Source organism: Paenibacillus aurantius (genome assembly GCF_032268605.1).
GTDB lineage: Bacteria > Bacillota > Bacilli > Paenibacillales > NBRC-103111 > Paenibacillus_AO > Paenibacillus_AO aurantius.
Map to the genome: position 1 here is coordinate 3,815,546 of NZ_CP130318.1, position 26,139 is coordinate 3,841,684.

Here is a 26,139-nt window from a genome sequence, read left to right on the forward strand (position 1 = left end):
CGAGCGGCTGCCGATTCAACCAACCGTTATCGGCTTACCTTGCCGTAACGGCCTCCGCCCCCGGCGTCAAGCCGGAGGGTGCCTTCCCTCGCCTGAACGATAAGTCCGGCTATGGCCTCCCCGGCGACTTCCGCCAGCCCTTCGCGGGAGGCTTGGTGAAGAATGGCCATTTCCGTGCCAAAGCGGTCGAGCAGCCGGTCAAACAACTTCGGTCCGAGACCCGGTATGAACTCCAGCGGCACCTGATACTGGTAGGGAGGACGAGGAATGGAGGAATCCGGCTCCTCCCGGTCGGAAATTTCCTCGATCCGGTCCATCACCCCGCGAACGATCTTGGTCGAGCCGCAGTTCAGGCAGCGTTCGACGGCCGTCCCGGCTTCGTCCAGGATAGACTCGCATTGGCCGCAGTAGGTGCGGTGGTATTTGCCGAGACGGGGGTTCAGCCCGTAATTCGCTTCGATGGCCCTTCCCTGCTCTCCACGGAGCGCCAGGACTACCTCCCGGTAGCTTGGACTCTCCAGCCGCATCCGGTTGTACTCGCGGCCGATTTTGCCAAGGGAATGGGCATCGGAATTGGTGACGAACGCGAGCCGGTCGAGCTCCGAAAGGCAGCCGGCCATCCCGGTGTCCGAGCTCAAGCCAAGCTCCACGGCCGCCAGGCCGTCAAGATCGAGAAGGTCGGCCATCCGGGAGGAGCAGCTTCCGTAGATGCTCTTGTGCGGGGTAAAGATGTGGGCGGGAATGACGATTCCCCCGCGGGCCAGAACCTCCTGCTGCAGCACCCGGGCCGGCACGTAGATGCGCTGGGAGCTCAAATCCACATTCTTCATGTGCAGGCGGAGCCAGCCGGTAAAAGCCTTCATATCGGCGAGGCGGGGCAAATAAACGAGCAGGTGGGCGGGACCCATGCCGGGATCCCGCACCTCAATCTCGCTGCCCAGCAGAATCGTCGTATCGTGGTAGCGGATGCCGCCGCCTTCAAGCTCGGTCATTTCCCCGTTGTCGAGGTAATGCTCGATTTCCTCCTGAACCGAAGGAGAGTGGCTGTCGATGATGCCGACAACCTCAATTCCTTTGCGCTCCGAGGCCTCCTTCGCGATGTTATAGAAGGTAAGGTTGCGGGCAGCGCTGATTTTGACGGGAGAGCCCTTCTCGGTACGCCCTATATGCACGTGCAGATCAACATAATAAGACTTCATGATCAGAAGCTTCCCGTCAGCTGGTACGCCTGCCAGGCGTAGAGAGCCGTAATCGTTTTGGCGTCGCTGATGCGGCCCTCCGCCATGTACCGCTTCGCTTCTTCAAGAGTAAGGGCCTCGCAGTCCAGAAACTCGTCTTCGTCGAGATGGGCTTCCCCGGCGGTCAACCCTTCGGCGTAGTAGAGATGCAGAAGCTCGTCCGCAAAGCCGGGTGACGTGTAGAACGAAGATATCAGCTTAAGCTCCCCGCACCGGTATCCCGTTTCCTCCTCCAGCTCTCTCCTTGCCGCTTCCATCGGATCTTCTCCGGGATCAAGCTTGCCGGCCGGAATCTCGACCTGACTCCGGCCGAGCGGCTTACGGTACTGCTCCACGACGAGCATCCTCCCGTTCACGACCGCAAGCACACACACCGCTCCCGGGTGCCGGACGATTTCCCGAGTGGCCATTTCCCCGTTGGGAAGCCGGACATGGTCCACCTGCAGGGAAATGATTTTCCCTTTAAAGATAGCCTCCGTTTGAACCGTCACTTCTTCGAACTTGTTGGAATGCTCCGTCTTCATGGCTACCCCTGCTTTCTATTCTATTAGTCTAGTACTATTGTTCATGGCGATTACATAGACTCCATTATACCACGTTTCAGCCGCGCCCCGGATGGAAAGGCTAGGAAGAGCTTACGGCATCAGTCCAGGTTGAACGGGAACTACCCAAACTTTAACGAAAAGAGGAATCGTCATGAAATCCTACTACTCCCCCAACCAAATTCGTCTCGTCGGCAAGGCCTGGGAGGTCCGTCACCAGCTTCTTCAGCTCCGCCAGCTCGTAGACCGGACGGGGCAGCCCGATCTTCCTCTTTCTCAGCTTCTGATGCGGTTGAGCGGCCTTCCGGGAGCATCAGCCGAGTCCATCCGGCCTGCCGGACAGCTGCTCCCCTTCCAACGGGAGCAGAACGCCGGCCGCCGTTAGGCGTCTCCACTCCCGGGGAGAGCGTCCGGTTACGCGGCGGAAAACGGTGGCAAAATGCTGGCTCGAGGTGAAGCCCAAATCGAGAGCCATGGAGGTAACGGGTTCCAGGGAATGCTGGAGCCTCCGGCATGCTTCTTCGATCCGTATTCTTTCTCCGTACGCCATCGGCGACAATCCCGTCACCCTGTGAAACTGCCGGTAGAAGTGGGACTCGCTCATCCCGGCCAGGCTCGCCAGCTCCGGTACCGACGGCCTCCAGGCCGGATACTCCGCGAGGCGGCCTGCCAGCTCCCGGATGACCGGTTCTCCGGGCTCGACCCGCCCCAACGGCTTGTCCTCCCTGAGGAGGACAAGCAGCAGCCCCAGGACCGCATGCCGGATCTCCAGCCCAGCCCAGGCCTTTGGGGCTTCGAGCGCTTCCTTCAGCTTGCGGAAGATAGCCAGAACCGGAGCGTCCGGAGTCACCATCCGGGGAAGGGTCCACAGCCTTGCCAGAACAAGCTCCGCCTCCGCTTCCGGCAGCTCCAGCCAGCGGCTCCCTCGCCCCTCCGGTACTCTTAGGATAAGCCACCAAAGCCGGCAGGGCTCGATAACGTCGAAGCGGCCGCTGTGCGTCTCCTCCGGCCGGGTATGGAACACATCTCCCGCCAAGGTTTCGTACGTATCCCTTCCAATTTTCCAGGCCGCTCGTCCTTTCTCCACATACACAAACTCAAAGGAACGCTCGTGACGATGCTCTTCGAGCGGAATGGCACTCCTCACATCATCAAAGCCCAGCATGACCAGCTCCGGGCAAAGCGGAAAAGGCTCCTCCCACACGCGGCGCTTTCTCATGGCCGACCTCCTTATGTTTCTCATTCCCTCATATGTTTCTGATTCTACTCACCACTTTCTCGAACGTCAATTGCTCCGGTAGTTGATACACTGGAGGTGTCATTTAGGAAAGGAAACGGACAGAGGAGGAATGGTCATGCTGGAAACCACCTATGTAATAACGGAGCAGGACAGGAAGGAATTTCGCGAGAAAGGGTATTGGATCTCCCCGAAGCTGTTGGATGACGACCAGATCGCCCGGCTGAGGAAAGCCCACGACCGCGTGTGGGCCGGGGATTATGACGGGGACGGGTATCCGATGCATCCGCAGAGCGTGCGGCCGGCCTACGAGGAGCTGAAGCTTCGCAAGCTCGATAACGGCTGGTGGGTCAACGACGAGGTCCGGCAAGCGGTGACCGATCCGGTCATGGGCCGCTGGGCCGCCGACCTGCTCGAAACCGACGAGATCCGGCTGTGGCATGATCAAATGATCTACAAGCCCGGGGTCGGAGACAGGGAAACGGCAGCGGGCAACGTGGGCTGGCACCAGGATTACGGGTACTGGCAGGCGACCGATACCACCGAGATGATCACCGTATGGATCGCTTTGCAGGACACCGACCTGACCAACGGCGGGATGATGAGCATCGCGGGCTCCCACCGTTGGGGCCTGATTCCGGAAAGCAACAGCTTCTTCGACCAGGACATGGATTCCCTGAAGCGCAAATTTTCCGCTCTCGGCCACGATTGGACGGAAGAGCCCTGCCTTCTAAAAGCCGGTCAGGCGAGCTTTCATCACGCTTTGACCTTTCACGGGTCCGGCCCCAACCGGACGAACGAGCCCAGGCTATCGGTTGTCGCTCATCTGATGCCGGGCGGGACCGGCTACCGCCCCCGGGTCCAGCATCATGACAACGTCCGTCTGCTGGGTCCTCGTCCTTACGCCGGACAGCCTTTTGACAATGCTTACTTCCCCTTGGTTTACTCCCGCCGCAACAGCTGAGAACGGCCGTCTTTTATAGGCTCCTCCGAGATAATAGCAAGCCAAAAAACACCAACGTTACCCGGTCCGAGTAACGTTGGTGTTTTTTTGGCTGTCCTGCGGTATAGGCCGTTGAATGCGGCCAGTCTCTCCGCTCGGAGGGAGCCCTGTGCTGCTCTCTTACTCCTCCGGCCGCGGCCCCGGCTCCAGGCCGGATTCGGAGGCCGTACGCAGAGCACGGACGGTTAGGTCGCCCTCTACATGGACCTGACAGGAGAGACGGACGTTATCCGGCGCCCCGCCCTTCAGCTCCAGCGCCGCTTTCTCCTTCTCGCTAACCGGACCAGCATCCCCTTCGAGCACTTCCACCCGGCAGGTCGTGCATTTCGCATTCCCTCCGCAGCGGTGCAGGATGTCGACTCCGTTGTCCTCCAGAGCCAGAACGAGCTTCGTTCCGTTCTCCACCTGGAATTCGCCTTTGCCTTCCACTTTAACGGTTGCCATAGCTATCTCCTCCTTATGATTGACCATCTATTATTACCCATCCTTTCCCTTAAGAAAAAAGACAGGAGGGAAATCACGGAAAAACGCTTGAACCATCGGAGGCTTCCTCACCGAACAAAGTTACCGGTTAAGCCACTAGGCCTGCCCGCTGCCGACCGCTTCCTGGATAATGGCCACAACCGTCTCGGCGACGCGGCCCAAATCGGCGGCCTTGATCTGTTCCTTCGTCGTATGAATATTCTCATACCCGACGGCCAGGTTGACGGTAGGAATCCCCATGCCGTTGAAAATGTTCGCGTCACTCCCCCCGCCGGAATGGAACGTTCTCGGCTCCGCTCCAGCGCGGCGCAGGGCCTTCATAGCCAATTGGACGACAGGAGCCGTTTCGTCCCACCGAAAGGAAGGATACTTCAGGTAGCTCTCGAATTCCGCACGGGCTCCCATCTCCTCGGCCGCTTCGAACGACGCCCGGCGCATCGCTTCCACCTGCCGCTCCAGCTTGCGGGTATCGAGACTGCGCGCTTCCGTCTTCAGCACCACCTTGTCGCACACGACGTTCGTTTCGCCGCCTCCGGCGAAGCTTCCGACATTGGCCGTCGTTTCATGGTCGATCCGTCCGAGCGGCATGCGGGAGACCGCCTTGCTCGCCACCTGAATGGCGCTGACGCCATCCTCCGGGTTGACCCCGGCATGGGCGGATTTGCCATAGAAGGTAATGGCGATCTTGTCCATGGAGGGAGCGGCCACCGCAATGTCCCCGATCTTGCCGTTCGAATCCAGAGCAAAGCCGTAATCGGCCTGGATCCACTTCGCTTCCATGGCCCGCGCGCCCACCAGGCCGGACTCTTCCCCGGCTGTGATGACCACTTGAAGCTGGGGATGCTCCAGCTTTTGCTCCTTCAGGACGCGAATGGCTTCCAGGAGAGCGGAAATCCCAGCCTTGTCATCCGCCCCTAGTATGGTTGTGCCGTCACTGCGTATGTATCCGTCCGCATGAAGCTGCGGCTTGATGTTATTCCCGGGCGCCACCGTGTCCATATGGCAGGTAAAAAACAGCCGGGGGGCCTGCGGGTTCCCGGTATTTGCCGGGAGCGTAAAGATCAGATTACCCGAGCCGTGCCCCGTCTTGGCCGCGCTGTCGTCCTCTTCTACGGAAAATCCCAAGGAAGCGAATTTCTCCTTAAGAACTTTGGAAATCTCCTGCTCGTGCTTCGTCTCGCTGTTAACCTGTACCAGTTCCATAAATTCCTGGATCACTCGGTCCTGCTGGATCATGGGACTTCCCTCCTGGGTTCGAATTGGGTTACAATAAGGGTACTGCTTGTACGGAGTAACTGGTTAGATAAGTGAAAGCGGAGCCCACCCGATGGTACGGCCGGGTAGAGGGAGCCCGCTTGATTTCCTTACAGAGGAGCTGAAATGAATTGATTACCCGCAAATGGTGGTTTCGCGCTTTCGTCTATGTCATGCTGGCGAGCATGGTTCTCTCTACCCTGCTGTTTTCCTTCGCATTCCTGTTTCAATAATGGTAGGCCCATAAACTGCCCGGAAGCAAAAAGGGGCCGGTCAAACCGGCGCCTTTTTTGTGTTTATTTCTTTTCGGTTCCTTCCCTCTCCAGGGCTCCGCTTACGGTTAATACAGCCGGGTATCCAGGTTATAGCTTTCCAAGTTCTCCTTAACCCGTTGGAGGAAGCGGCCGCAAATGACCCCGTCGAGGATCCGGTGGTCAAGCGATAGACACAGGTTGACCATGGACCGCACGGCGATCATGTCGTTGATGACGACCGGCTTCTTCACAATGGATTCGAAGGTTATGATGGCCGCCTGCGGGTAATTGATGATCGGGTAGGAGGCAATGGATCCGAACGAGCCGGTATTGTTCACCGTGAACGTTCCTCCCTGCAGATCATCGAGACCCAGCTTCCCGGAGCGGGATTTTTTGGTCAACTCATCAATGGCTCTGGCGAGGCCGGCAATGTTCTTCTGATCGGCCCGCTTGATGACGGGCGTAATGACCGAATCCTCCGTACCTACGGCAAGCGACAGGTTGATGTCCTTCTTGACGATGATCTTGTCCACCGCCCACACCGAGTTCATGATGGGATAATCTTTGATGGCATTGACGACCGCCTTCAACATAAAAGCGAGATACGTCAGGTTGATGCCCTCCTGGCGCATGAACTCATCCTTCAGCTTGTTGCGGAGCAGGACCAGGTTCGTGACATCGACCTCAATCATCGTCCAGGCGTGGGGAATTTCCGACACACTCTGACGCATGTTACGGGCAATGGTGTTGCGGATCGGCGTAACGTCGATCAGATACTCCCCGCGGCTTTCGGACGCCCTCGGTTCCCGCTCCCCGGTCAACGGGGTCGGCGGCTGGGCCGATAGATGCAGCCCGCTGGAACGAACGGGCACGGTCGGAGCTTTGGGAGGTTCCGTCACGTGCGGGGCTGCTGTACGGCTAACCTGAGAGGCCTCCGCATGAGCGAGCACATCCTTGCGGGTGATTCGGCCGCCCAGGCCGGTGCCCCCGACCTCCTCCAGGTTAACGCCGTGCTCGGCCGCCAGCTTGAGGACCGCGGGAGACAGACGGGACCGCATGCTTTCTTCGCTGCCTGCCGCTTCCCGGGATGCAACGGCAGCCGGCGCCATGCCTGCAGGGGCGGAAGAGCCAGCTTCGGCCACCGGATCCAGAATAACACAGATGACCTCGCCTACCTCGGCCGTGTGACCTTCCGGAGCGATAATCTCCGTCAGCGTCCCTTCCACCGGCGCCGGCATTTCCACCGTAACCTTATCCGTAATGAGCTCACAAATGACTTCATACTGCTCGATATAGTCGCCCGGCTGCTTCAGCCATTTTCCGATCGTTGCCGAAACCAGGCTTTCAGCCAGATGGGGGACCGTGATGGCCGTCCCTTTGGTTGGGGTTTTCATGTATAGCCTCCTGAAAACGTACGGATTTCCCGAACGCGCTTTCTAGATTTGGGCGAGCTTCAGCATCGCTTCCCGGATGGAATCCGGGTTAGGCAGGAACGCCTTCTCCAGCACCGGGCTCATGCCAAGAGCAGGCACGTCCGGTCCGCACAGCCTCATAATCGGGGCGTCGAGATCATAGAAGAGCTCTTCCGAGATGATGGCGGAAACTTCCGCTCCCACTCCACCCGTCTTATTATCCTCGTGAACGATTAAGACCTTGCCGGTTTTGGCCGCGGCTTCCAGAATCGCCTCCCGGTCGAGCGGCTGAAGCGTGCGCAGGTCGAGAACCTGCGTCGTGATGCCTTCCGCTTTAAGCTCGTCCGCCGCCTTCAGCACATGATGTACCATCATGCCGTATGTAATGACGGTAAGGTCCGTTCCTTCCCGCTTAACGGCTGCTTTGCCGATCGGAACGATGTAATCGTCCTCGGGGACCTCTTCGTTTATGGCCAGGTAGCATTTTTTATGCTCGAAGAAGAGAACGGGATCCTCGTCCCGGATGGCTGCCTTGAGCAGCCCTTTGGCGTCATAGGGGGTGGACGGCGCCACCAGCTTCAAACCCGGCGTCCCGAAGAAGACGGATTCCGGACACTGGGAGTGGTAGAGTCCTCCTCCCCCGCTTGCCCCGTAAGGCGCCCGGATGACGACCGGACAGCTCCAGTCTCCGTTGGAGCGGTACCGGATTTTGGCCGCTTCACTAATGATCTGATTGGTGGCCGGAAAAATAAAGTCGGCAAATTGCATCTCGGCCACCGGCCGCATGCCGTACATGGCCGCTCCGATCGCGACTCCCGCGATAGCCGACTCCGTAAGCGGCGTATCCATGATCCGGTCTTCTCCGAATTCGTCCCGCAGCCCTTTCGTCGCGTTGAACACGCCGCCTTTGCCGACGTCTTCTCCCAGCACAAAAACGTTCCCGTCGCGCTGCATTTCTTCCTGCATCGCCGTACGGATAGCTTCTAAATAAGAAATAACCGCCAAACCTTATTCCTCCTTATTGCGATGCATAGACATGCTTCAGCCCTTCCTCCGGCTTAACCGGCGGGGCGGTTTCGGCATAACGGGCCGCTTCCTTGACTTCCTTATCGATCGACGCGGCCAGCTCCCGGTCCTTTTCCTCGCTCCAGATCCCGCAATCGATCAGGTACTGCCGGAACTTGGGAAGGCCGTCCTTGCTGCGGTTCTCCTCCACCTCTTCCTTCGTCCGGTACAGAAGATCGTTGTCCGCGGTGGAATGGGGAGAGATGCGGTACATAACCGCCTCGATCAAAGTGGGGCCTTCCCCGCGAAGGCCGCGTTCCCGGGCTTCCTTCACAACGCGGAATACCTCTAGGGCGTCATTCCCGTCTACACGGACCCCCGGGAATCCGTAGCCCAGCGCCCGGTCGTGTATGTTTCCGGCCACCTGTTTATGAATAGGCACCGAGATGGCGTATTGGTTGTTTTCGCACATTAGGATAACGGGCAGCTTGTGAACGCCGGCAAAATTGCAGCCTTCGTGAAAATCGCCCTGGTTGCTCGAGCCTTCTCCAAAGGTGACGAAAGAAACGAACTTTTGCTTGTTCATTTTGGCCGCAAGCGCTATTCCCACGGCATGGGGAACCTGAGTCGTAACCGGACTCGAACCGGTCACGATGCGCAGCTTCTTGTGGCCGAAATGGCCCGGCATCTGCCGGCCGCCGCTGTTCGGGTCCTCGCTTTTGACGAAGACGGAAAGAAACAGTTCCTTGAGCGACATACCGGCGGTCAGAACCACTCCGTAGTCCCGGTAATATGGCAGGAAATAGTCCTGCTCGGTGTCGAGAGCGAAGGCCGCGGCTACCTGGGCGGCTTCCTGGCCGATCCCCGACACATGGAAAGCGATTTTGCCGGAGCGCTGAAGCAGGAAGCAGTGCTCGTCAAATTTGCGGGCCTTCAGCATAATGGAATACATCTGGATGGCCTGCTCATCGGATAATCCTACTGTCCTGTGCTTCGCCAATTGACCGATTGACATGAAACCAGCCTCCTTGTTGTGCTTTTTAATACCTGGTCCTAATACTAAGCCTTACCTCTATCATATCATAGATTGGTACATTTATGAATGGGTTGTGACGAATGCCGCCTGGAGGGCGGCACCTTTTATACATGGATGGCTTGTCCGTCGGCTGCCAGCATCGCTTCCCCCAACGCCTCCGATAACGTCGGATGGGGATGAATGGATTGCCCCACCTCCCATGGAGTCGCGTCAAGCAGCTGGGCAAGCGCCGCTTCGCTGATATGCTCGGTTACGTGAGGACCGATCATATGCACGCCAAGCAGGTCCGAGGTGTTCCGGTCCGCTACGATTTTGACGAAGCCTTCCGTATGTCCCTGCACAAGGGCTTTGCCCAGCACCTTGAACGGGAACCGCCCCGTTTTTACGTCGTGCCCGCGCTCCTTGGCCTGCTGCTCGGTCCATCCCACACTCGCGATTTCCGTCCGCGTGTAGATGCAGCGCGGCACCCGATGGGGCTCGTAGCGGCCGTTCTCCTTGCCGGCTATATGCTCGACCGCCCGAATGCCTTCGTGAGCGGCGGCATGGGCTAGCTGAAGCCCGCCGATCGCATCCCCGACCGCATAAATATGAGGCTCCGCTGTCTGGAAGCTTCCATTCACCTTCAAGTAGCCTTTCTCGACCTTCACGTCGCTGTTCTCGAGCCCGATGGAATCAATATTGGCTTCCCTGCCGACCGAGACCAGAATTCGTGAAGCGGAGAGACCCATCCGTTCGCCGTCCTTCTCTACCTGAACGGTGGCTTCCTTCTCCCCTTTCTCGAGGGATTCGGGAAGAAGCTTCGCTCCGGTCAGCACCCGGATGCCCCTTTTGCGGAACAGAAGCTCCAGCTCCTTCGAAATGTCCTCGTCTTCCTGGGGAACGAGACGCGGGGCATATTCCACCACCGTGACTTCCACCCCGAAGTCATTCAGCATCGACGCCCATTCCACTCCGATTACCCCGCCCCCGACGATGAGCATGGATTCCGGAAGCTCGGCCATCAGAAGAGCTTCGTCGCTCGTCAGGATGAGCTCTCCGTCCGGCTCAAGTCCGGGCAGGATGCGCGGCCGGGAGCCGGTAGCGAGAATAAGATGGCCGGGAACAAGCGTTTCCGTCTCCCCATCGGCCAGCTCGACGGCAATGGTTCCGCTTCGGGGAGCGAAGATGGAAGGGGCGATCATCCTCCCGCTTCCGGCGTATACATCGATTTTGTTCTTCTTCATCAGGAGCTGAAGCCCTTTGTACAGCTGGTCCACAATCCCGGCTTTTCTTTGCTGGACCCGGTCAAAATCAAGGGTAACCGAAGAAGCGGTGACGCCATAGGCTTCCCCGTTCTTGGCTTCGGCATATACTTCCGCACTGCGTAGAAGCGCCTTGCTGGGGATGCAACCGCGGTGAAGACAGGTGCCGCCAAGCTTGTCCCGCTCTACAAGAGCAACGGACATGCCGAGCTGGGCTGCTCGAATCGCGGCACTGTAGCCTCCTGTGCCTCCGCCCAGAACGACAATATCATAAGTATGGCTCATGCTTAATCGATCCCTCCGATAGTATTGGCTTCGATGAATCCCCTCCCCCTTTGGACTTAAGTGGGGGGAATATAGTATAACTAATGGTAGCGTATAAACATCTCTTGAAAGAGGACAACGGTATGAAATCCACAATTTCCCGCTTTGCCGCCGCCCTGATTCTCGTTATCCCCGGGATTGCCGCGACTTACGGCTTTCTCGCCATGAAGGATTCGCTGTTCGCGCTGTTTGACGAAGCCTCCGCGGGGTTTACCTGGGGCAAATTCCTTATCGGCTTTGTGCTGTTTGCCGCCGGCGTCGCCTTCATCGGAGGCTGGACCTTCTATAGGGACCGCAAGCGCAATTATGTAGCTCCCCGCTTCAAAGAAAAGAAACGCCGTCCCGGCAGAGAATGAGGCTTCAGCGTTTACTTACGATTTTACACTTCCGCACCTGCCGGCGCAATGAAAACCGCCCGACACCATCCGACGGCAATCCCGTTCGCCCGCAAAAAAAGACGCTCCCGCGAGGGAAGCGTCTTTTGCTATGAGCTGATGGTTAAATGCGTTTAGCCGCCTTGTACCGGGCTCCCCAGTAACCGGAATACAGGTTATCGATATGCACCCCGTAAGAAGTTGTCGCCGAAATAAACTGGCTGTTCCCCAAATAAATGCCCACATGGGTGATCGGGGAAGAGGAGGTTTCCGAGAAGAAGACAAGATCGCCCGGCTGTACTTCGGAAACAAATTGCCCGGCGCCTGCATACATTTGGCTTGCCGTGCGAGGCAGTGTGGTTCCCTGCTGCTTGAAGAGGTATTGAACGTACCCGGAGCAGTCAAATCCGCTTGGGGTCGTTCCTCCAAAAGCATAAGGGACACCTAAGTATTTTTTGGCATTGTTGATGATGGTAAACGGCAGAGGCTGAGGTTTGTACCACGCCGGAGCGTGGTATTTGCCGTCGGCCGCCACGATCGCGATATAATTGTTCTGGTCCCATTGGACCATCGTTCCCAAAGCTTCCGAGATGAAGCGGACCGGCACATACGTGCGTCCTCCCGTAAAAAGGGCGTTCGTATCAATGCTTATCGGCTGCCCGTTGACAAGGGCTCTCTTCTCTCCCGTCTTCAGTTCGACGGATTTGGTGCTGCTGCTGATTTTGACTTTCACCTGCTGGTCAGTCGTCATGCTATAGTTGACCTGATACCCCATTTTCTCCGTTACCATGCGAATCGGCACCTGGGTGCGGCTGCTGCCATCCATAAAAGGCTGGGCATCGGGAAAATGAACCAGGTCATCATTGACTTGAACCTTAACGGGATCGGCATAAGCCTGCGTACTGAGAGCAAGACCGAGCCCCAAACATACGGACGACAAAAAAGACGTGCGAATCCACCTATTCAGTTCTGTTTCCTCCTATGTGCCTCCGAGGTTAGTTGACGGATTCGGGAAAGGCAGGCTCCCTAGTTCACTCGCGCGCGTGAACATTCACCCCATAAATAAGTCCCCCGTACCGGGCATGTTGTGCGCCCGGATTCGGCTTAACGTAGTATGACGAGTATAAAAATACCATGGAAATGTTTTCACGGCAATCCCCCTATTGTAGGTAATTAGTGGGATAGGAAAGGACTCCTATGGAATATGTCCATTATGTGAACGAATAGGAATAGGAGTTGACAAAGGAACACAAAAAAGAGCCTGCCGGATAACCCGACAGGCCAAATTAAGGAGAAAGAAAAAAAGGTTATGAAGATAGCCGCAGGCCAATGCGGCTATACGTTTAGTATAACACACCATATATACGCCTATCTATAACCTCATTTAGGTTCTTCTCCCTGATTTTGGTCGATTTTGTATTTGTCATAGCGGCCATCCACTTCCTTGGCCATTTGACGATACAGGCGGGTTTCTTCCACGACAGGGTCCAGCTTGGCTTGGATCCGGATTTCATACCGGGGCGAAAGCCTCCGCCTAGCGGCTGCATCCAGCTCCTCCTTCTCCATGTCCCCTTCCTCCAGCGAATGCGCCATCTCCTGCTCCAGCTTGTCTCGGTCATCGTGTTCGTGATTCATTCCAATCCCTCCCAAATATGACGTAACATGCGGGCCAAAGCGGAAAGAAAAAAGCACAGCCAGGCTGCACTCCGTCCCCATTGCTTATATAACGCTGTCTGTGTCGGTTACCCCAAATCCACGAACTTGGAAACCTGCTCCCCGATCTCGGGCAGATAAGGATCCATGCAGTTGCACAAGTAATCCTTCTTGCATACCGGGCAAGGCTCTTTATGCAGGCGGCTGATATCGGTCGGAACCTTCTCTCCGCTCGGCAAGGTTTCATAAGTGACCCGGCAGTGGTTGCGGTCTTCGAGAACCACAACGACTTCCATCAGTCCGTTCTTTTCGTTATGGCTTACGATTTTGGCTTCCGCCACTTTCGGTTGATAAGGCATGGTCATGACCTCCTATATTGGTTGCCCATCCATTATATATAAAACCACGGAGGCAGAGCAAGCACGTCGTAAGGAACCACCTTACCGACTGGCGAAATCGAAGCGGCGGCTTCTACACCTTATTCTTTCACGAAACCTTAGGCTCGATGCTCCCAAAAAGGATTTATTGTTTTAGTTTCTCCTTTAGTAGTTCTAAATTTTTAACATCCTCGGATAATTTTAATTGTTCTAATAGTTCTAATGCTTTTTCCTTTTCTATATTGCCGAAATAATCAAATGCACTATGCAACAAGCTTCGGTAAATGTAATAATGCCACTTTAAGTCTTTGATGAGTCGACTATATAATGGATTCTTCAACGTGTAAGGTACGGGGCCTGAGGCAATAAGTATTCTCTGAATTAAACGATCCTTTCTTGGCTGATTAAAGATCCTTTCCCATGAATCTTCTACCAGCTCCTGATCTTCAAAAAAATGACACCAAAGCGAATATTCTACGGGCTTAGATAAAGAGTTGTCTTCAGAAGATAAATAAGACAAGTACTTTTCCCACATATAATCTTTTTCTTCCCCATTAAAATCATGGAAGGATAGGCCTATATGATGAAGGATCGAGTATGTGGGCATCCCATCATATAATTCAAATGACAACTTAAGTTATCCACTAAAGAGAGCAGCACTTCTTGCAGCCTTGCAAATATCAAGAAATTGATCCTCTGCCATGACATGACCCAGTATTTCTTTTAACCGCAAATGGTTCACCCCCCTATAGGTTATCTTTGATTGGTCATAAAAAATACCACTCCTTAATCGGGTATCTGAACCCAATAAAAGAAGCAGTATTTGTTGGCTTGTCTCCGCTAAAAGGCTTCTAACCCTTTCACGAAACCTTATGCTCGATTCTAAGCTTATCCGCCACCATGGCGATAAATTCGCTGTTGGTCGGCTTCGACTTCGAAATATTGATCGTGTAGCCGAAAATAAAGCTGATGCTGTCGATATTGCCGCGGGTCCATGCCACTTCAATTGCATGACGGATCGCGCGTTCGACGCGGCTCGGCGTGGTCTTGTATCGTTCGGCAATAGCCGGGTAAAGCGTTTTGGTGATGGCCCCGAGAATTTCGATATTGTTATAAACCATGGTAATCGCATCGCGCAAATATTGATACCCCTTGATATGGGCGGGCACGCCGATCTCATGGATAATGCTCGTAATGTTGGCGTCCAGGTTTTTGCCTTTGGACATGGGTACGACATTGGTTTTGGCCGAGGAGGAGCTGCTGCTGGTATAAGACGACTGGTTGGACACGAGCTGGCGGATCCGATTGGTCAGCACTTCCATATCGAATGGCTTCAATATGTAGTAAGAAGCACCCAATTGAACGGCTTTCTGCGTAATGTTCTCTTGTCCGAAGGCGGTCAGCATAATGATTTTCGGCATCGGCGACAGATTCATTTCGCGGATTTGCTCCAGCACGCCGAGTCCATCCAGATGAGGCATGATGATATCAAGAATGAGGACATCCGGAGCTTTCTTCTGCTGCTCGAGAAACCTCAGCACTTCATTACCGTTATAGGCCACCCCGACAACATTCATATCATCTTGATCATCCATATATTCCGATAACAAGTTAGTAAATTCCCGGTTGTCGTCCGCCAAAAGAACATCAATCGTTTGCAATTCCATTTCCTCCTTCGAATCGGCTATTAAAGGTTTGCCTATAACCAATTCGACAACCCTGGTGAAAATCCTTCTGTCGAAAAATATTTTCCTTTCTTTTTTTGACCTTTTCTTTTATAATTAAAATTTTTGATTTATTCCGACACTCGTTTACAGGATTCGCCAATCCCTGCAAACAAAAGGTTAGCCCCATGCATCCATGAGGCCGTTAGCTCAGCTCGCCTGCTTCTCCGCCGCTTCCGGAAGAATACCGGCATCCTTCAGCATCCACTCAATGAAGCAGCCGTAGCCCGAGGTCGGGTCGTTCACAAAAACATGCGTAACGGCTCCAATCAGCTTGCCGTCTTGGATGATGGGGCTTCCGCTCATCCCTTGAACGATTCCCCCTGTTTTCTCGAGCAGACGAGGATCGGTGATTTTGATCACCATGCCTTTGGTCGCCGGCAACTCCTGCTTGGAAACATGGGTGATTTCAATATCGAAAGGCTCCACCTTCTGGCCGCTGACAACCGTGTAGATTTGAGCCGGTCCTTCCTTGACCTCCGACGCGAAGGCAACGGGAAGGGCTTTGTCCACCAGACTATGGTCCGGACGGCCCGTCATCCGGCCAAAGATCCCGAACGGCGTATTCTTCTCGATGTTGCCGAGCACCCGGCTTTCCTGAAAGAAATGAGCGTGCTTCTCTCCCGGATTCCCGTTTTGCCCCTTGGCTATGGACGTTACATTGGAATGAACGATCTGCCCGCCTCCGACCACAATCGGGGTCTGGGTATCGATATCCGTAATGATGTGCCCCAGCGCTCCGTAGCTGCCTTGATCCGGTGCGTAAAAGGTCAGCGTCCCTACCCCTGCCGCCGAATCCCGGATATAGAGCCCAAGCCGGTAGGCTTTATCGAGAATATCGTAGGCCGGCTGCAGCTGGATGCGGAGCTCCTGGTCCCGGCGTTTGACCACCAAGTCCAAAGGCTGTTTCTTCTCACCGGCTTCCTTCACCTTCTCGGCTACTTCCGACACGTCCCTGGAAGGTGCGCCGTTAATGGACGTAATCAAGTCGCCGATCTCTACCTTCGCCTGCTCTCCGGGGGAAATTTTCTGGTTTTTCTGAATGGTCACCAGATGATGGCCAACTACAAGGATACCGGCCGATTTGACCTTAACCCCGATGGTCTGTCCGCCTGGGATCACTTTAAGATCGGGGATGACCTTGACTTTTACGGTTTTGAAGGGTATGGCTCCGAACAGCTTAAGCTTCATCTCCGTCTCACCGGAGCGGTCCGACTGCAGGGTAATGGGATCCTTCAGGTTCACTTCGGCGGAAGAGACGGCTTCCCCCTTCAAGTGAGCCACCAGCGGGTCCGATACCGTTACACGGGCGGTAACCGGCATGGAAAGCTTAAGGTTCGCCGCTTGTCCGGAGAACAGGCGAAGCTCCTTAGGAAAACGCGCGAAGCTTTGGAACGGGGCGGTGAAGCTGGCCAGGCTGATTAGAATGACAAGAATAAGACCTATCCCTCTTCTGCGGTTGCCGGGGTTCAAGCAGATCACGCTCCTTATGCTTTTCCTGCCTGACGAAAAGCTCTCGTCAAAAGCGTACCTATAAGTTAACCCCGGCCCCATTCTTTTATAACTGTTAATGATGCTCAAACCCGCGCCGTTATTGCTTTTTTACCCTGCCGCGGCAGTTTTTTTAACCTCTGCCAGCTGGATCATTTCCCGGGCGTGCTGAAGCGTTTTGTCCGTCACCTCCACCCCTCCCAGCATCCGGGCCAGCTCCTCCACCCGTCCCTCTTCGTTCAGGCGGACCACCTTGGTGAACGTACGTTCCCCTTCGACCGATTTGCGGATCAGGTAATGAGCATCCGCCATGCATGCCACTTGGGGAAGATGGGTAATGGAGAACACCTGGCAGCTTTGGGACAACCGCGACAGCTTCTCCGCTATCGCCTGGGCCGCCCGGCCGCTGACGCCCGTATCGACCTCATCAAAGACAAGAACGGAAATCCGGTCCACTTTGGCAAAGATGGCCTTCATGGCCAGCATGATCCGGGACAGCTCTCCTCCCGAGGCGATTTTGCTCAGTCCCCTTAAGGGCTCGCCCGGGTTCGCGGAGATGAGAAACTCGACCTGGTCGATTCCGTTCCGGGTCAAACGCACGGTTCTTCCGTCCATCTCCGTCCCCTTCGGATCCTCCAGAGGCTTAAGACTCACGGCAAATCGGGTCCTTTCCATATGGAGGTCCTTCAGCTCGCCTTCTATCTCCTGGGAAAGCGACTCCGCCGCCTTGGCCCGAAGCTTGGACAGCTTGCGGGCATGGCCGCCCAGCTTACCCAGCTCCGCATCGGCGGCCGCCTGCAGCTTCTGGATATGCTCATCTTTATTCTCGATGAGGGAGAGCTCCTCCTCGATTTTGGTTAAGTAAGCCAAAATCTCTTGCACATTTTCCCCGTATTTACGGCGGAAAGAAGACAACAGGTCAAGCCGCTGCTCAATTTCATCGATCCGTTCCGGATTGAATTCAATCTGCTCCTGATAATCCCGCAGCTGAAAAGCCGCATCCTCCAGCTGGTAATACGCAGACTGCACCTGCTCCAGTAAGGGCTGAAGGCCGGCCGGATCAAGCGACGCGATCTCCTGCAGCCTCTGCATGCTTTTGCCTACGGCCTGCAGGCCTTTGTTGTTGTATAGAGTGTCATACGATTCGTTCACGTTCTGATACAGCTTCTCGGCATTTGATAGCTTGCGCCGTTCTTCCTGCAATAATTCATCTTCGCCGATTTTTAACTGGGCTGCCGCTATTTCCTCCACCTGAAACCGGTACAGGTCCTGCATTTGAAGGGCCTGCTTGCCGCTTTCCTGGAGCTCCTGCAGCTGTCTCCGGAGGGCGGTATACTTGTCATAAGAGCTTTGGTAAGCGGTTAAGGCATCCGCCAGGGCCGGTCCTCCGAACAAGTCCAGCCAGTGAATATGCTCATCCACCTTCATCAGGGATTGATGCTCATGCTGGCCATGGATGTTGACCAGCCACTCACCTACCTCCCGGAGCATCGAAAGGTTGACCAGCTGGCCGTTGATCCGGCTTGTGCTTTTGCCGTTGGTTGTAATTTCCCTCCTTATGATCAAATGCTCCTCAGCGGAGGCGTTAATCCCGAGCTTACTCAGCGACTCCCAGACGGGATGGTCGGAAGGCATATCGAAGAGCGCTTCAATCTCGGCTTTGTCGCTGCCGTAGCGGACCAGATCGGTTGCCCCTCTTCCTCCAGCCACTAGCCCAAGGGCGTCGATAATAATGGATTTACCGGCACCCGTCTCCCCCGTCAGCACCTGAAATCCGTTGCGGAAATCAAGATGAACCGACTCAATCACCGCCAGATTGCGGATCGATAATTCGTTCAGCATAGTTCCTCACCCCAGCATAGCCATAATTTCATTGACAAAATGCAAGCTCTGGTCCTTGCCGCGGCAGATCACCAGAATGGTATCGTCTCCGCAAATGGTTCCCATGACGGCGTTCCACTCGAGGTTGTCAATCAGAGCGCCGATAGCATTGGCGGTTCCGGGCATGCATTTCATGACCACCAGATTGTCCGTATGGTCGATATGCACAAAATGATCCGACAGCGATCTTTTTAGCCTTTGCAGAGGATTGAAGCGCTGCTCCGCGGGAATGGCATACTTGTACCTCCCGTCCTTAAGCGGAGTTTTGATCAGATGAAGCTCCTTGATATCTCTCGAAACGGTCGCCTGGGTAACATGGAAACCGGCGTTCCGAAGAGCGTCCACCAGATCGTCCTGGGTTTCGATTTCCCGGGTCGACAGAATTTCGCGTATCTTCACGTGCCGTTGGCCCTTCATAGGTACTCCTTTCAAGCCGTGACTTCGAATTGGATTTTGTGGATGGTTCTTTGGCGGGGATCTACGTATAGAATACCGGCCGCCTCTTCATACAGAAGATGGTAGACCAGAAGCTGGTTGCGGATTCCGCTGCCGGTCATCTCCATCGGCTGTCTCTCTCTTGCCAGCTTAACGATATATATGTTGTCCCCATCGTTGGCGAAATGATCGACGAACAGCCGGCTTTCGAGCTCCTGGTCGCCATTAAGCCGAATGCGGATCGGAACTTTGCGCTTCGTGGTCATGACTTCGTAGCCCGATTCCTCCAGGAGGGCAACGGCGTCCGTCACCGGAATTTCCTCGTCCGGCTCCACAACCCGTATCGTTTTGGGCGGGGCGGTCAGCCATTTCCGGAACAGACCGGCCAGCCAAACAAGGAGAATAGCCACGAGAAGAAGGAATACCAGGACGTCGGCATTTTGCATATCATCACCCCATTGGGACTCCCCCTGCTTCTAAAAAGACCCATCCGGCAAGGACAAGTCTTTTAGTTCCTCTAAAAGATCGTTCTGGGGATGAGTCTGATGTTGTCCGCTTATGAAAATTTGGAAGAAGCCGCCTGGACGGTGTCCGCAATACGCCTCGAAAGCTTGTCCCTGTCCAAGGAGACGGGGGCATCCTTCAGACGCCAGCAGGCCAGAAATTCAATATTTCCTTCGCCGCCCGTGATGGGAGAGTAAGTCAAGCCCTCGAGCTCGAAGCCCGCTTCGGCAGCAAATGGCAGGATCTTCTCCAGCACTTCCCGATGAACGGCGGAATCCCGGATGACGCCGGATTTGCCGACCTTCTCCCTGCCCGCCTCAAACTGGGGTTTGATAAGGGCTACCACGGTCCCGCCGGGAACAAGCAGGGCCGCAAGAGGCGGAAGAATAAGCTTCAAGGAGATAAAGGAAACGTCGATGGTGGCGAAGTCCGGAAGCGGTCCGGTCAGGTCCTCTTTCGTCATGTGGCGGAAATTGGTCCGTTCCATGACCGTGACGCGTTTGTCGTTGCGGAGGGACCAGTCCAGCTGGTTGTACCCGACATCGACCGCATAGACATGAGAGGCGCCGTTCTGCAAGGCGCAATCGGTGAAGCCTCCTGTGGAGGCACCGATGTCCAGCATATGAACCCCGTGAAGATCAAGCTCAAATTCACGAAGAGCCTTCTCCAGCTTCAACCCCCCGCGGCTGACATAGGGATGAACCGCGCCCTTTACCGTAAGCTTCGCAAACCTCGGAACCTTCGTCCCGGCCTTCTCAATTCTTTCCTCTTCCGCAAAAACAAGGCCTGCCATAATGGCGGCCTTTGCTTTCTCCCTGCTGTCATAATAGCCCTGCTCCACGAGCAGGATATCGATTCGTTCTTTATCGGCTGTTGGCATGTTGACTCCTTGCTGGTTAAGCTCTCTGGCGGGTCCGGGCCGTGAAGGACTGGATCTGCATAACCAGATTCTCAACCGTTAATCCGACTTCCTGGCGCTGCTCTTTGATGCTTCCGTGCTCTACAAAATAATCGGGAACCGCCATATTCTTAATCTGCAGCCCGTAAATTTGCTGGGAAGCATAGAATTCCAGAACCGCACTGCCGAATCCTCCGGCAAGCGATCCCTCCTCGAGCGTAACCAGGTTGTACCCTTCCTTGGCCAATTGAAGCAGCATGGCCTCGTCAAGAGGCTTGATGAAGCGGGCGTTGATCACTTTGATCGAAATGCCCTGCGGACGCAGCAGATCGGCGGCTTCCTCGGCGAGCTGAACCATCGGTCCGACCGCGAGTACGGCTGTTTTGTTTCCTTCCCGCACCACTTCCCAGGAACCGATCGGCAAACTTCTCAGCTCGTCCTCCAGCTTGACTCCCGTTCCGTTAATCCGGGGATAACGAACGGCAATGGGGCCGTCGTTATAATCGATCCCCGTCTTGATCATATGCCGCAGCTCGTTCTCGTCCTTGGGCATCATGATGACCATATTGGGAACATGCCTCAGAAAAGCAATATCATACACGCCCTGGTGCGTCTCCCCATCCGGTCCGACAAAGCCGGCCCGGTCGATGGCGAACAGCACGTTCAGGTCCTGGCGGCAAATATCGTGCACCACCTGGTCGTAAGCCCGCTGAAGGAAGGTCGAGTAGACCGCATAAACCGGCTTCATTCCTTCACCGGCCATGGCCGCGCACATCGTGGCGGCGTGCTGCTCGGCGATCCCTACATCGATCATGCGTCCGGGGAATTTCTTCGCGAACTTGAGAAGCCCCGAGCCCGCCGGCATGGCCGGGGTGACCGCTACGATGCGCTCATCTTTCTCCGCCAGCTCCATGAGGGTACTGCCGAAAACATCGGTGTACATGGGAGGACCGACGGCTTTGATCATCTGGCCGGATTCGATCTTATAAGGGGAGGCCCCGTGCCAGGCGAGCGAATCCGCTTCCGCCGGGTTGTAGCCCTTCCCCTTGGTGGTGATAACATGAATCAGCACCGGGCCGTCCACGTTCTCCGCCTGCTTGAACATTTCAAGGAGCTGTGGAATGTTATGGCCGTCGACCGGACCGAAATACTTGAACCCGAACTCTTCGAAAAGCATCCCGGATACAAGGAAATACTTCATGCTGTCCTTAAGCCTCTCCGCTGTCTTGGCAAGCGTTCCCCCGATGGCCGGGATCTTCTTCAGCAGGTGCTCGACTTCTTCCTTGGCCTTCTTGTATGTTTTGTCCGAGCGGATCTTGCCTAAGTAATTGTGCATGGCCCCGACATTCGGAGCGATCGACATCTCGTTGTCATTCAGAATAACGGTTAGCTTCTTCTTCTCATGCCCGATGTGGTTCATGGCTTCGAAGGCCATTCCTCCGGTTAGGGCTCCGTCGCCGATAACGGCCACGACTTTGTTCGTTTCACCCTTCAGATCGCGGGCGAGCGCCATTCCCATCGCCGCAGAAAGAGACGTGCTGCTGTGCCCGGCCTCCCAGACGTCATGCTCGCTCTCGGCCTTCTTGATGAAGCCGCACAGCCCTTTGTACTGGCGCAGCGTGTCGAACCGGTCCATCCGGCCGGTCAGCATTTTGTGCACGTACGATTGATGGCCCACGTCATAAATGAATTTATCGACAGGGCTGTTAAAGTAATAATGCATCGCCAAGGTAAGCTCAACCACGCCCAGATTGGGTGCGAGGTGGCCTCCGGTCGCGGACAGCCTCTGGATCAGAAAGGTGCGGATCTCCTCCGCAAGCCCATCCAATTGTTCCACAGAAAGCTTCTTAAGATCCTCAGGCCGATTGATTTGTTCGAGCACGTTTGTTCCCCCGCTTCCCGTTCTGTGATTTCTGTTTGCGTTTAGGAGTGAAGATTCTCAGCTTGAAACGGTTCTCCAGCAAATAAAACAGCTTGCCGACCCATAAGACGATATCCGTGGCATAATGGATGGCAAATGATTTGCCCATGGCTTTGCCGCCAACGGTCAAGGCCGATACACAAGCGGTAAAGATGACGCTTACGACGGTGTTTAACAGCGCATTGTCGGAATGGATCATCAGCTTGAGAACGACCGCTGCACTGGCTGCGCCGCTTATGACACTGGAGACGTCTCCGACCACGTCGTTGCAGAAGTTCGAGAAACGGTCAGCGTTGCGAACGATATAAATCGCCTGCCGCGAGCCCTTCACCCGCTCCGAAGCCATGCCGTGAAACGGAATTTCACTGGCCGCCGCCGCGGATAAGCCTAAGATGTCAAAAAAGATTCCGGTAAGTACCAGAGAAAATACAATCAGCATGCCGATTCCCCAGGAAACCCCTTCGAGCATCGTGGTGGAAGCGACGGTAAAAATACAGGCTAATATGAAAGTGATTACCGATATAAAAATACTCCAATTAATGGAGTGTTTCAATGAAAATTTCATTCTATTCTCCCCGATAAGGTTAAAGAGTGGCAGCTTTCTGAGTAAACGCTGTGGCTTAGGTCCAGTAGGTTTTCCCAGACAGGTCACCCCAGCGTTGCCGGAGGGGCGGTTTCCCTTTACGCCCGCCTTGATGCCGTTACCGGTCATCAGACTGGATTACCACTTAGTCCACACTATAATCCCCAAAAAGCCTTACATCGAGTAAACAGTCTAGGAGTTTTCCTCTACAGCCCTGAAACCATTCCTTAGCCTCTTTTGCAAATTCGATTTCATGCAGCATCCGGCGAAAGCCTCTTTGGCCGAAGAGACTGACTCCTACCATCTGCAATCCCCTCAGAACTCACTCAAGGCAGGCTACGCTGCACACAAGTCGTTTTAGCCTCCGGCGATAAAGCATGCCGGCTTCAAGTGAGACTCGCACTTGCAGGTTCATACCCCAAGCCGTAGCCGGGTGCACGGTGGCACAAAAGCCACGCACTTGGGCCTCCGCGGAGGCAGGGTCAACGCCCACATGCCATTGTGGATCGCCCTACTACCTTAACTCCCAGCATCAGCCCCCAACTGGGCGTTAGAAGCCAACACCAGGAACTTCATCGATGTGCCCTTTGGCGAATTTTTAGGCCCGCCTTCAGAAATGGTGGACTGACTAGAATACTGCGCCACTCACGAATAAATCGCAATTCTCATTATACCATACGATTGGGCTCGTGCTCAATGGAACCGGCCGCCAGCGGAATCCGGGCGGCCGGCGGGAAGCGGTTGGCTCCCTAAGGTTGTTTAATGATCCCTTTCCATCAAATAATCCGCCAGCTGAAGAAGCCTCTCAGGACGTGCGAATCCGGCCTGTAAGACGGCGGCTTTGCCCTCATCCGTCAGCTGAGTGACTTTCGCCTGCGAGGCTTCCAGTCCCACCAGGTAAGGATAGGTCACCTTCTGCTGCTTCTCATCGCTCTTGACCGGCTTGCCGAGCTTCTGTTCATCGCCCGTCAAATCCAAGATGTCATCCTGAATTTGGAAAGCAAGTCCGATATTATACCCGAACTTCTCCAGCGCCTTAAGCTGCTGTTCCCCGGCACCCGCCGAACGGGCTCCCGCCTTCAGGGAAAAGACAATCATATCTCCCGTTTTGTGAGTGTGGATGTACTCCAGCTGGCTCAAGTCCGTGATCCCCTGCTCGCCGATCATATCGGCGGCCTGTCCGCCCACCATTCCTTTCGGTCCGGCCAGGACGGAGAGGTCCTCGACCATGGCAAGGGCCTGCTCGGCCGGCACTCCGAACCGCCGGAAGGCTTGTACGAGCACATAGAAGGCATGGGTCAATAGACCGTCTCCCGCCAGAATGGCCATGGCTTCGCCGAAAACCTTATGATTGGTGGGCTTGCCGCGGCGGTAATCGTCATCATCCATGGCAGGCAAATCATCGTGAATGAGCGAGTAGGTGTGGACCATCTCCACCGCGCAGGCTACCGGCATGGCCGCTTCGGTTTTACCGCCAAGGGCTTCGGCTGCGGCAAGGACCAGAATCGGGCGTAGTCTTTTGCCCCCGGCGAGCAAAGAGTACTTCATGGCTTCTCTTAAGGGAGAAGGAATGCTCCACGTTTCCGGAATCATCGCGAGCATTTCCTTTTCGACCGTCAAGGCGGTGGTCTTGATGTATTGTTGTATAGTATCCGTCGTATTCAAGTCATTCATCCTTCGTCCGTTCCGGCTTGGAACGGTTTTTTGGTTAGGCTTCCGTTCTCTTCGACGAGCATCTCGATCTTCCGCTCCACCAGCTCCAGCTTCTGCCCGCATAGATGAGACAGCTTCATGCCCTCCTGAAACAGCTCGATCGCCTTCTCCAGCTCGACATCACCGCTTTCGAGAAGCGAGACGATCTCCTCCAGCTTTTCCATGGCCGCTTCGAAACTGATGGTTTCTTTATCGGTTGTCATTGTTATCATCCTCCATCGACCAGACATGGCACGTTAACCGTCCGTCCGTCATTCGCACCCGGATCAGATCGCCCGGCTGAACCTTGCTCACCGAATTGATCAGCGACTTCTCTTTCTCGTCATAGACGAGACTGTAGCCTCTCTGCATGACCTTAAGGGGGCTGAGAGCATCCAATTGCCGGAGCTGCGAAGACAGACGGGCCTTGCTTGCCCGAACCGCCACCTGAATGGCCTGCAGCATCTGCCGTTCCGCCGTGTTCACCCGCCGGCGCGCGTAAAGTATTTGGTCCTTCGGATTAAAAGCGGACAGCTTCTGGTTAAGCTTGGCCGTCTTCTGGGTGGAAGCATTAAGCCGGTGCCTCATCCGGTAGAGCAGCTGCTCCGTCATGCGGTCGAGCCGCTGCGCCGGTTGTTGAAGCTGTCTTTTCGGATTCTGGAGAACGGGCGACCGGTTCAGCCGGTTCAACCTTTCCCTCTTCTGCTCCAGCTTCTTAAGCAGCCCCCGCTGCAGCCGCTGGGAATGGTAATAAAGCTGCTGCTGCAATTCCATGATATGCGGCACGGCCAGTTCGGCCGCCGCCGTCGGCGTAGCCGCCCGGACATCCGCTACAAAGTCGGCAATCGTAAAATCCGTTTCATGGCCGACGGCCGACAAAATCGGGATTCGGGAGGCGAAGATGCTTCTCGCCACAATCTCCTCATTGAAAGCCCAGAGCTCCTCCAGCGAACCGCCGCCTCGCCCGACGATCAGCACATCCGCCTCGCCGTGCCGATTCATCGCTTCTATGGCTTTGGCAATGGAAGAGGCGGCTCCCTTTCCCTGTACCAGAACGGGGTGAATGATGATATTGACCATTGGATAACGGCGGCGGAGGGTGATGAGAATATCCCGTACCGCCGCTCCGCTGGGGGAGGTGACGACACCGATCGCTTTGGGAAACTTGGGGATCGGCTTCTTGCGCTCGGGAGAGAACAAGCCTTCCTCCTCAAGCTTCTTCTTGAGCTGCTCGAAGGCGAGGTAGAGGCTGCCGATGCCGTCCGGCTGCATCTGATTGACATAGAATTGATACTGCCCGTCCCGTTCGTAAACCGAAATGCTGCCGCGTGCGAGAACCCTGGTCCCTTCCTTGGGAAGGAAAGGAAGCCGCTGGTTATAGGAAGCGAACATGATGCTCTTCAACCGGCTCTCGGCATCCTTCAGGGTAAAGTACATATGCCCGCTGGAATGGTGGGTGAAATTGGAGATTTCCCCGCGCACCCAAACGTCCTGCAGGGTATAGTCCCCTTCCAGCTTGCGCTTGATCAGCCGGTTAAGCTCTTTGATCGAAAGGACCTGCTCCCGATTCATCATCG

27 protein-coding genes, 1 pseudogene and 1 riboswitch are annotated in these 26,139 nt (G+C 55.4%); of the genes and pseudogenes, 4 read left to right on the top strand and 24 right to left on the bottom strand.

Annotation, left to right across the window (positions count from 1 at the left end):
• Positions 1 to 26 precede the first annotated feature (26 nt).
• A complete protein-coding gene (locus tag MJA45_RS17210) occupies positions 27 to 1,199 on the bottom strand; it encodes an endonuclease Q family protein (RefSeq protein WP_315603136.1) in 1,173 nt (390 codons plus the stop codon).
• A gap of 2 nt (positions 1,200 to 1,201) precedes the next feature.
• Positions 1,202 to 1,762 (bottom strand): NUDIX domain-containing protein, encoded by a 561-nt coding sequence (locus MJA45_RS17215; protein ID WP_315603137.1) that lies wholly within the window; start codon positions 1,760 to 1,762, stop codon positions 1,202 to 1,204.
• Between the two features lie 172 nt (positions 1,763 to 1,934).
• Here MJA45_RS17215 and mciZ point away from each other — a divergent pair.
• Positions 1,935 to 2,009 (top strand): annotated as a pseudogene (gene mciZ / locus MJA45_RS17220) (Z-ring formation inhibitor MciZ); the annotation flags it as partial.
• Positions 2,010 to 2,093: 84 nt separating this feature from the next.
• On the opposite strand, the gene MJA45_RS17225 reads toward mciZ, so the two are convergent.
• Positions 2,094 to 2,999 carry a helix-turn-helix transcriptional regulator gene (locus MJA45_RS17225; protein ID WP_315603138.1) on the bottom strand — a complete coding sequence of 302 codons (906 nt, stop codon included), beginning with the start codon at positions 2,997 to 2,999 and terminating at the stop codon, positions 2,094 to 2,096.
• Between the two features lie 136 nt (positions 3,000 to 3,135).
• Here MJA45_RS17225 and MJA45_RS17230 point away from each other — a divergent pair, with 136 nt between their 5' ends.
• A complete protein-coding gene (locus MJA45_RS17230) occupies positions 3,136 to 3,981 on the top strand; it encodes a phytanoyl-CoA dioxygenase family protein (protein ID WP_315603139.1) in 846 nt (281 codons plus the stop codon).
• 159 nt (positions 3,982 to 4,140) lie between these two features.
• Here MJA45_RS17230 and MJA45_RS17235 read toward each other — a convergent pair whose 3' ends face one another.
• Positions 4,141 to 4,464 (bottom strand): 2Fe-2S iron-sulfur cluster-binding protein, encoded by a 324-nt coding sequence (locus MJA45_RS17235; RefSeq protein ID WP_315603140.1) that lies wholly within the window; start codon positions 4,462 to 4,464, stop codon positions 4,141 to 4,143.
• 135 nt (positions 4,465 to 4,599) lie between these two features.
• On the bottom strand, positions 4,600 to 5,739 hold the full coding sequence (locus MJA45_RS17240) for a M20/M25/M40 family metallo-hydrolase (protein ID WP_315603141.1): 1,140 nt from the start codon (positions 5,737 to 5,739) through the stop codon (positions 4,600 to 4,602).
• A 149-nt stretch (positions 5,740 to 5,888) separates the two neighbouring features.
• Here MJA45_RS17240 and prli42 point away from each other — a divergent pair, with 149 nt between their 5' ends.
• Positions 5,889 to 5,990 (top strand): stressosome-associated protein Prli42, encoded by a 102-nt coding sequence (gene prli42 / locus MJA45_RS17245; protein WP_315603142.1) that lies wholly within the window; start codon positions 5,889 to 5,891, stop codon positions 5,988 to 5,990.
• 107 nt (positions 5,991 to 6,097) lie between these two features.
• Here prli42 and MJA45_RS17250 read toward each other — a convergent pair whose 3' ends face one another.
• The 4 genes from MJA45_RS17250 to lpdA form a co-directional block, all read right to left on the bottom strand.
• The gene (locus MJA45_RS17250) at positions 6,098 to 7,405 is read right to left on the bottom strand and encodes a dihydrolipoamide acetyltransferase family protein (protein WP_315603143.1); all 1,308 of its coding nucleotides are present in this window, start codon (positions 7,403 to 7,405) and stop codon (positions 6,098 to 6,100) included.
• A 42-nt stretch (positions 7,406 to 7,447) separates the two neighbouring features.
• Entirely contained in the window at positions 7,448 to 8,428 is a 981-nt protein-coding gene (locus MJA45_RS17255) for an alpha-ketoacid dehydrogenase subunit beta (RefSeq protein ID WP_315603144.1), read from the bottom strand.
• A gap of 13 nt (positions 8,429 to 8,441) precedes the next feature.
• Entirely contained in the window at positions 8,442 to 9,443 is a 1,002-nt protein-coding gene (locus tag MJA45_RS17260; RefSeq protein WP_315603145.1) for a thiamine pyrophosphate-dependent dehydrogenase E1 component subunit alpha, read from the bottom strand.
• Positions 9,444 to 9,568: 125 nt separating this feature from the next.
• Positions 9,569 to 10,990, bottom strand: a complete 1,422-nt coding sequence (gene lpdA, locus MJA45_RS17265) for a dihydrolipoyl dehydrogenase (protein ID WP_315603146.1) — start codon at positions 10,988 to 10,990, stop codon at positions 9,569 to 9,571.
• Positions 10,991 to 11,112: 122 nt separating this feature from the next.
• Here lpdA and MJA45_RS17270 point away from each other — a divergent pair, with 122 nt between their 5' ends.
• Positions 11,113 to 11,385, top strand: a complete 273-nt coding sequence (locus tag MJA45_RS17270; protein ID WP_315603147.1) for a DUF2627 domain-containing protein — start codon at positions 11,113 to 11,115, stop codon at positions 11,383 to 11,385.
• Between the two features lie 142 nt (positions 11,386 to 11,527).
• Here MJA45_RS17270 and MJA45_RS17275 read toward each other — a convergent pair whose 3' ends face one another.
• From MJA45_RS17275 to xseA, 15 genes are all read right to left on the bottom strand, one after another.
• Positions 11,528 to 12,343 carry a C40 family peptidase gene (locus MJA45_RS17275; protein WP_315603148.1) on the bottom strand — a complete coding sequence of 272 codons (816 nt, stop codon included), beginning with the start codon at positions 12,341 to 12,343 and terminating at the stop codon, positions 11,528 to 11,530.
• A 29-nt stretch (positions 12,344 to 12,372) separates the two neighbouring features.
• Positions 12,373 to 12,518, bottom strand: a riboswitch (cyclic di-AMP (ydaO/yuaA leader).
• Positions 12,519 to 12,783: 265 nt separating this feature from the next.
• Positions 12,784 to 13,038, bottom strand: coding sequence for a hypothetical protein (locus tag MJA45_RS17280; protein WP_315603149.1), 255 nt, complete (start codon positions 13,036 to 13,038; stop codon positions 12,784 to 12,786).
• Positions 13,039 to 13,145: 107 nt separating this feature from the next.
• Positions 13,146 to 13,415: a hypothetical protein gene (locus tag MJA45_RS17285; RefSeq protein WP_315603150.1), complete on the bottom strand. Its 270-nt coding sequence runs from the start codon at positions 13,413 to 13,415 to the stop codon at positions 13,146 to 13,148.
• A gap of 163 nt (positions 13,416 to 13,578) precedes the next feature.
• Positions 13,579 to 14,064 (bottom strand): hypothetical protein, encoded by a 486-nt coding sequence (locus tag MJA45_RS17290; RefSeq protein WP_315603151.1) that lies wholly within the window; start codon positions 14,062 to 14,064, stop codon positions 13,579 to 13,581.
• A 229-nt stretch (positions 14,065 to 14,293) separates the two neighbouring features.
• Complete coding sequence (spo0A, locus tag MJA45_RS17295; protein ID WP_315603152.1) at positions 14,294 to 15,094, bottom strand: sporulation transcription factor Spo0A; 801 nt, start codon at positions 15,092 to 15,094, stop codon at positions 14,294 to 14,296.
• 213 nt (positions 15,095 to 15,307) lie between these two features.
• Complete coding sequence (gene spoIVB / locus MJA45_RS17300; RefSeq protein ID WP_315603153.1) at positions 15,308 to 16,630, bottom strand: SpoIVB peptidase; 1,323 nt, start codon at positions 16,628 to 16,630, stop codon at positions 15,308 to 15,310.
• Positions 16,631 to 16,759: 129 nt separating this feature from the next.
• Entirely contained in the window at positions 16,760 to 18,490 is a 1,731-nt protein-coding gene (gene recN, locus MJA45_RS17305) for a DNA repair protein RecN (protein WP_315603154.1), read from the bottom strand.
• A gap of 6 nt (positions 18,491 to 18,496) precedes the next feature.
• Positions 18,497 to 18,946 (bottom strand): transcriptional regulator AhrC/ArgR, encoded by a 450-nt coding sequence (gene ahrC / locus MJA45_RS17310; RefSeq protein WP_315603155.1) that lies wholly within the window; start codon positions 18,944 to 18,946, stop codon positions 18,497 to 18,499.
• Between the two features lie 11 nt (positions 18,947 to 18,957).
• Positions 18,958 to 19,410, bottom strand: a complete 453-nt coding sequence (locus MJA45_RS17315; protein ID WP_315603156.1) for a hypothetical protein — start codon at positions 19,408 to 19,410, stop codon at positions 18,958 to 18,960.
• Positions 19,411 to 19,520: 110 nt separating this feature from the next.
• Positions 19,521 to 20,348 (bottom strand): TlyA family RNA methyltransferase, encoded by an 828-nt coding sequence (locus MJA45_RS17320; RefSeq protein ID WP_315603157.1) that lies wholly within the window; start codon positions 20,346 to 20,348, stop codon positions 19,521 to 19,523.
• Between the two features lie 16 nt (positions 20,349 to 20,364).
• A complete protein-coding gene (gene dxs / locus MJA45_RS17325) occupies positions 20,365 to 22,248 on the bottom strand; it encodes a 1-deoxy-D-xylulose-5-phosphate synthase (protein WP_315603158.1) in 1,884 nt (627 codons plus the stop codon).
• Positions 22,223 to 22,852, bottom strand: coding sequence for a hypothetical protein (locus MJA45_RS17330; RefSeq protein WP_315603159.1), 630 nt, complete (start codon positions 22,850 to 22,852; stop codon positions 22,223 to 22,225). Before MJA45_RS17330 ends, dxs begins: the two co-directional genes overlap by 26 nt.
• A gap of 777 nt (positions 22,853 to 23,629) precedes the next feature.
• On the bottom strand, positions 23,630 to 24,544 hold the full coding sequence (locus MJA45_RS17335) for a polyprenyl synthetase family protein (protein WP_315603160.1): 915 nt from the start codon (positions 24,542 to 24,544) through the stop codon (positions 23,630 to 23,632).
• On the bottom strand, positions 24,541 to 24,786 hold the full coding sequence (gene xseB / locus MJA45_RS17340; RefSeq protein WP_315603161.1) for an exodeoxyribonuclease VII small subunit: 246 nt from the start codon (positions 24,784 to 24,786) through the stop codon (positions 24,541 to 24,543). Before xseB ends, MJA45_RS17335 begins: the two co-directional genes overlap by 4 nt.
• Complete coding sequence (gene xseA / locus MJA45_RS17345) at positions 24,773 to 26,134, bottom strand: exodeoxyribonuclease VII large subunit (protein ID WP_315603162.1); 1,362 nt, start codon at positions 26,132 to 26,134, stop codon at positions 24,773 to 24,775. Before xseA ends, xseB begins: the two co-directional genes overlap by 14 nt.
• Positions 26,135 to 26,139: the final 5 nt, after the last annotated feature.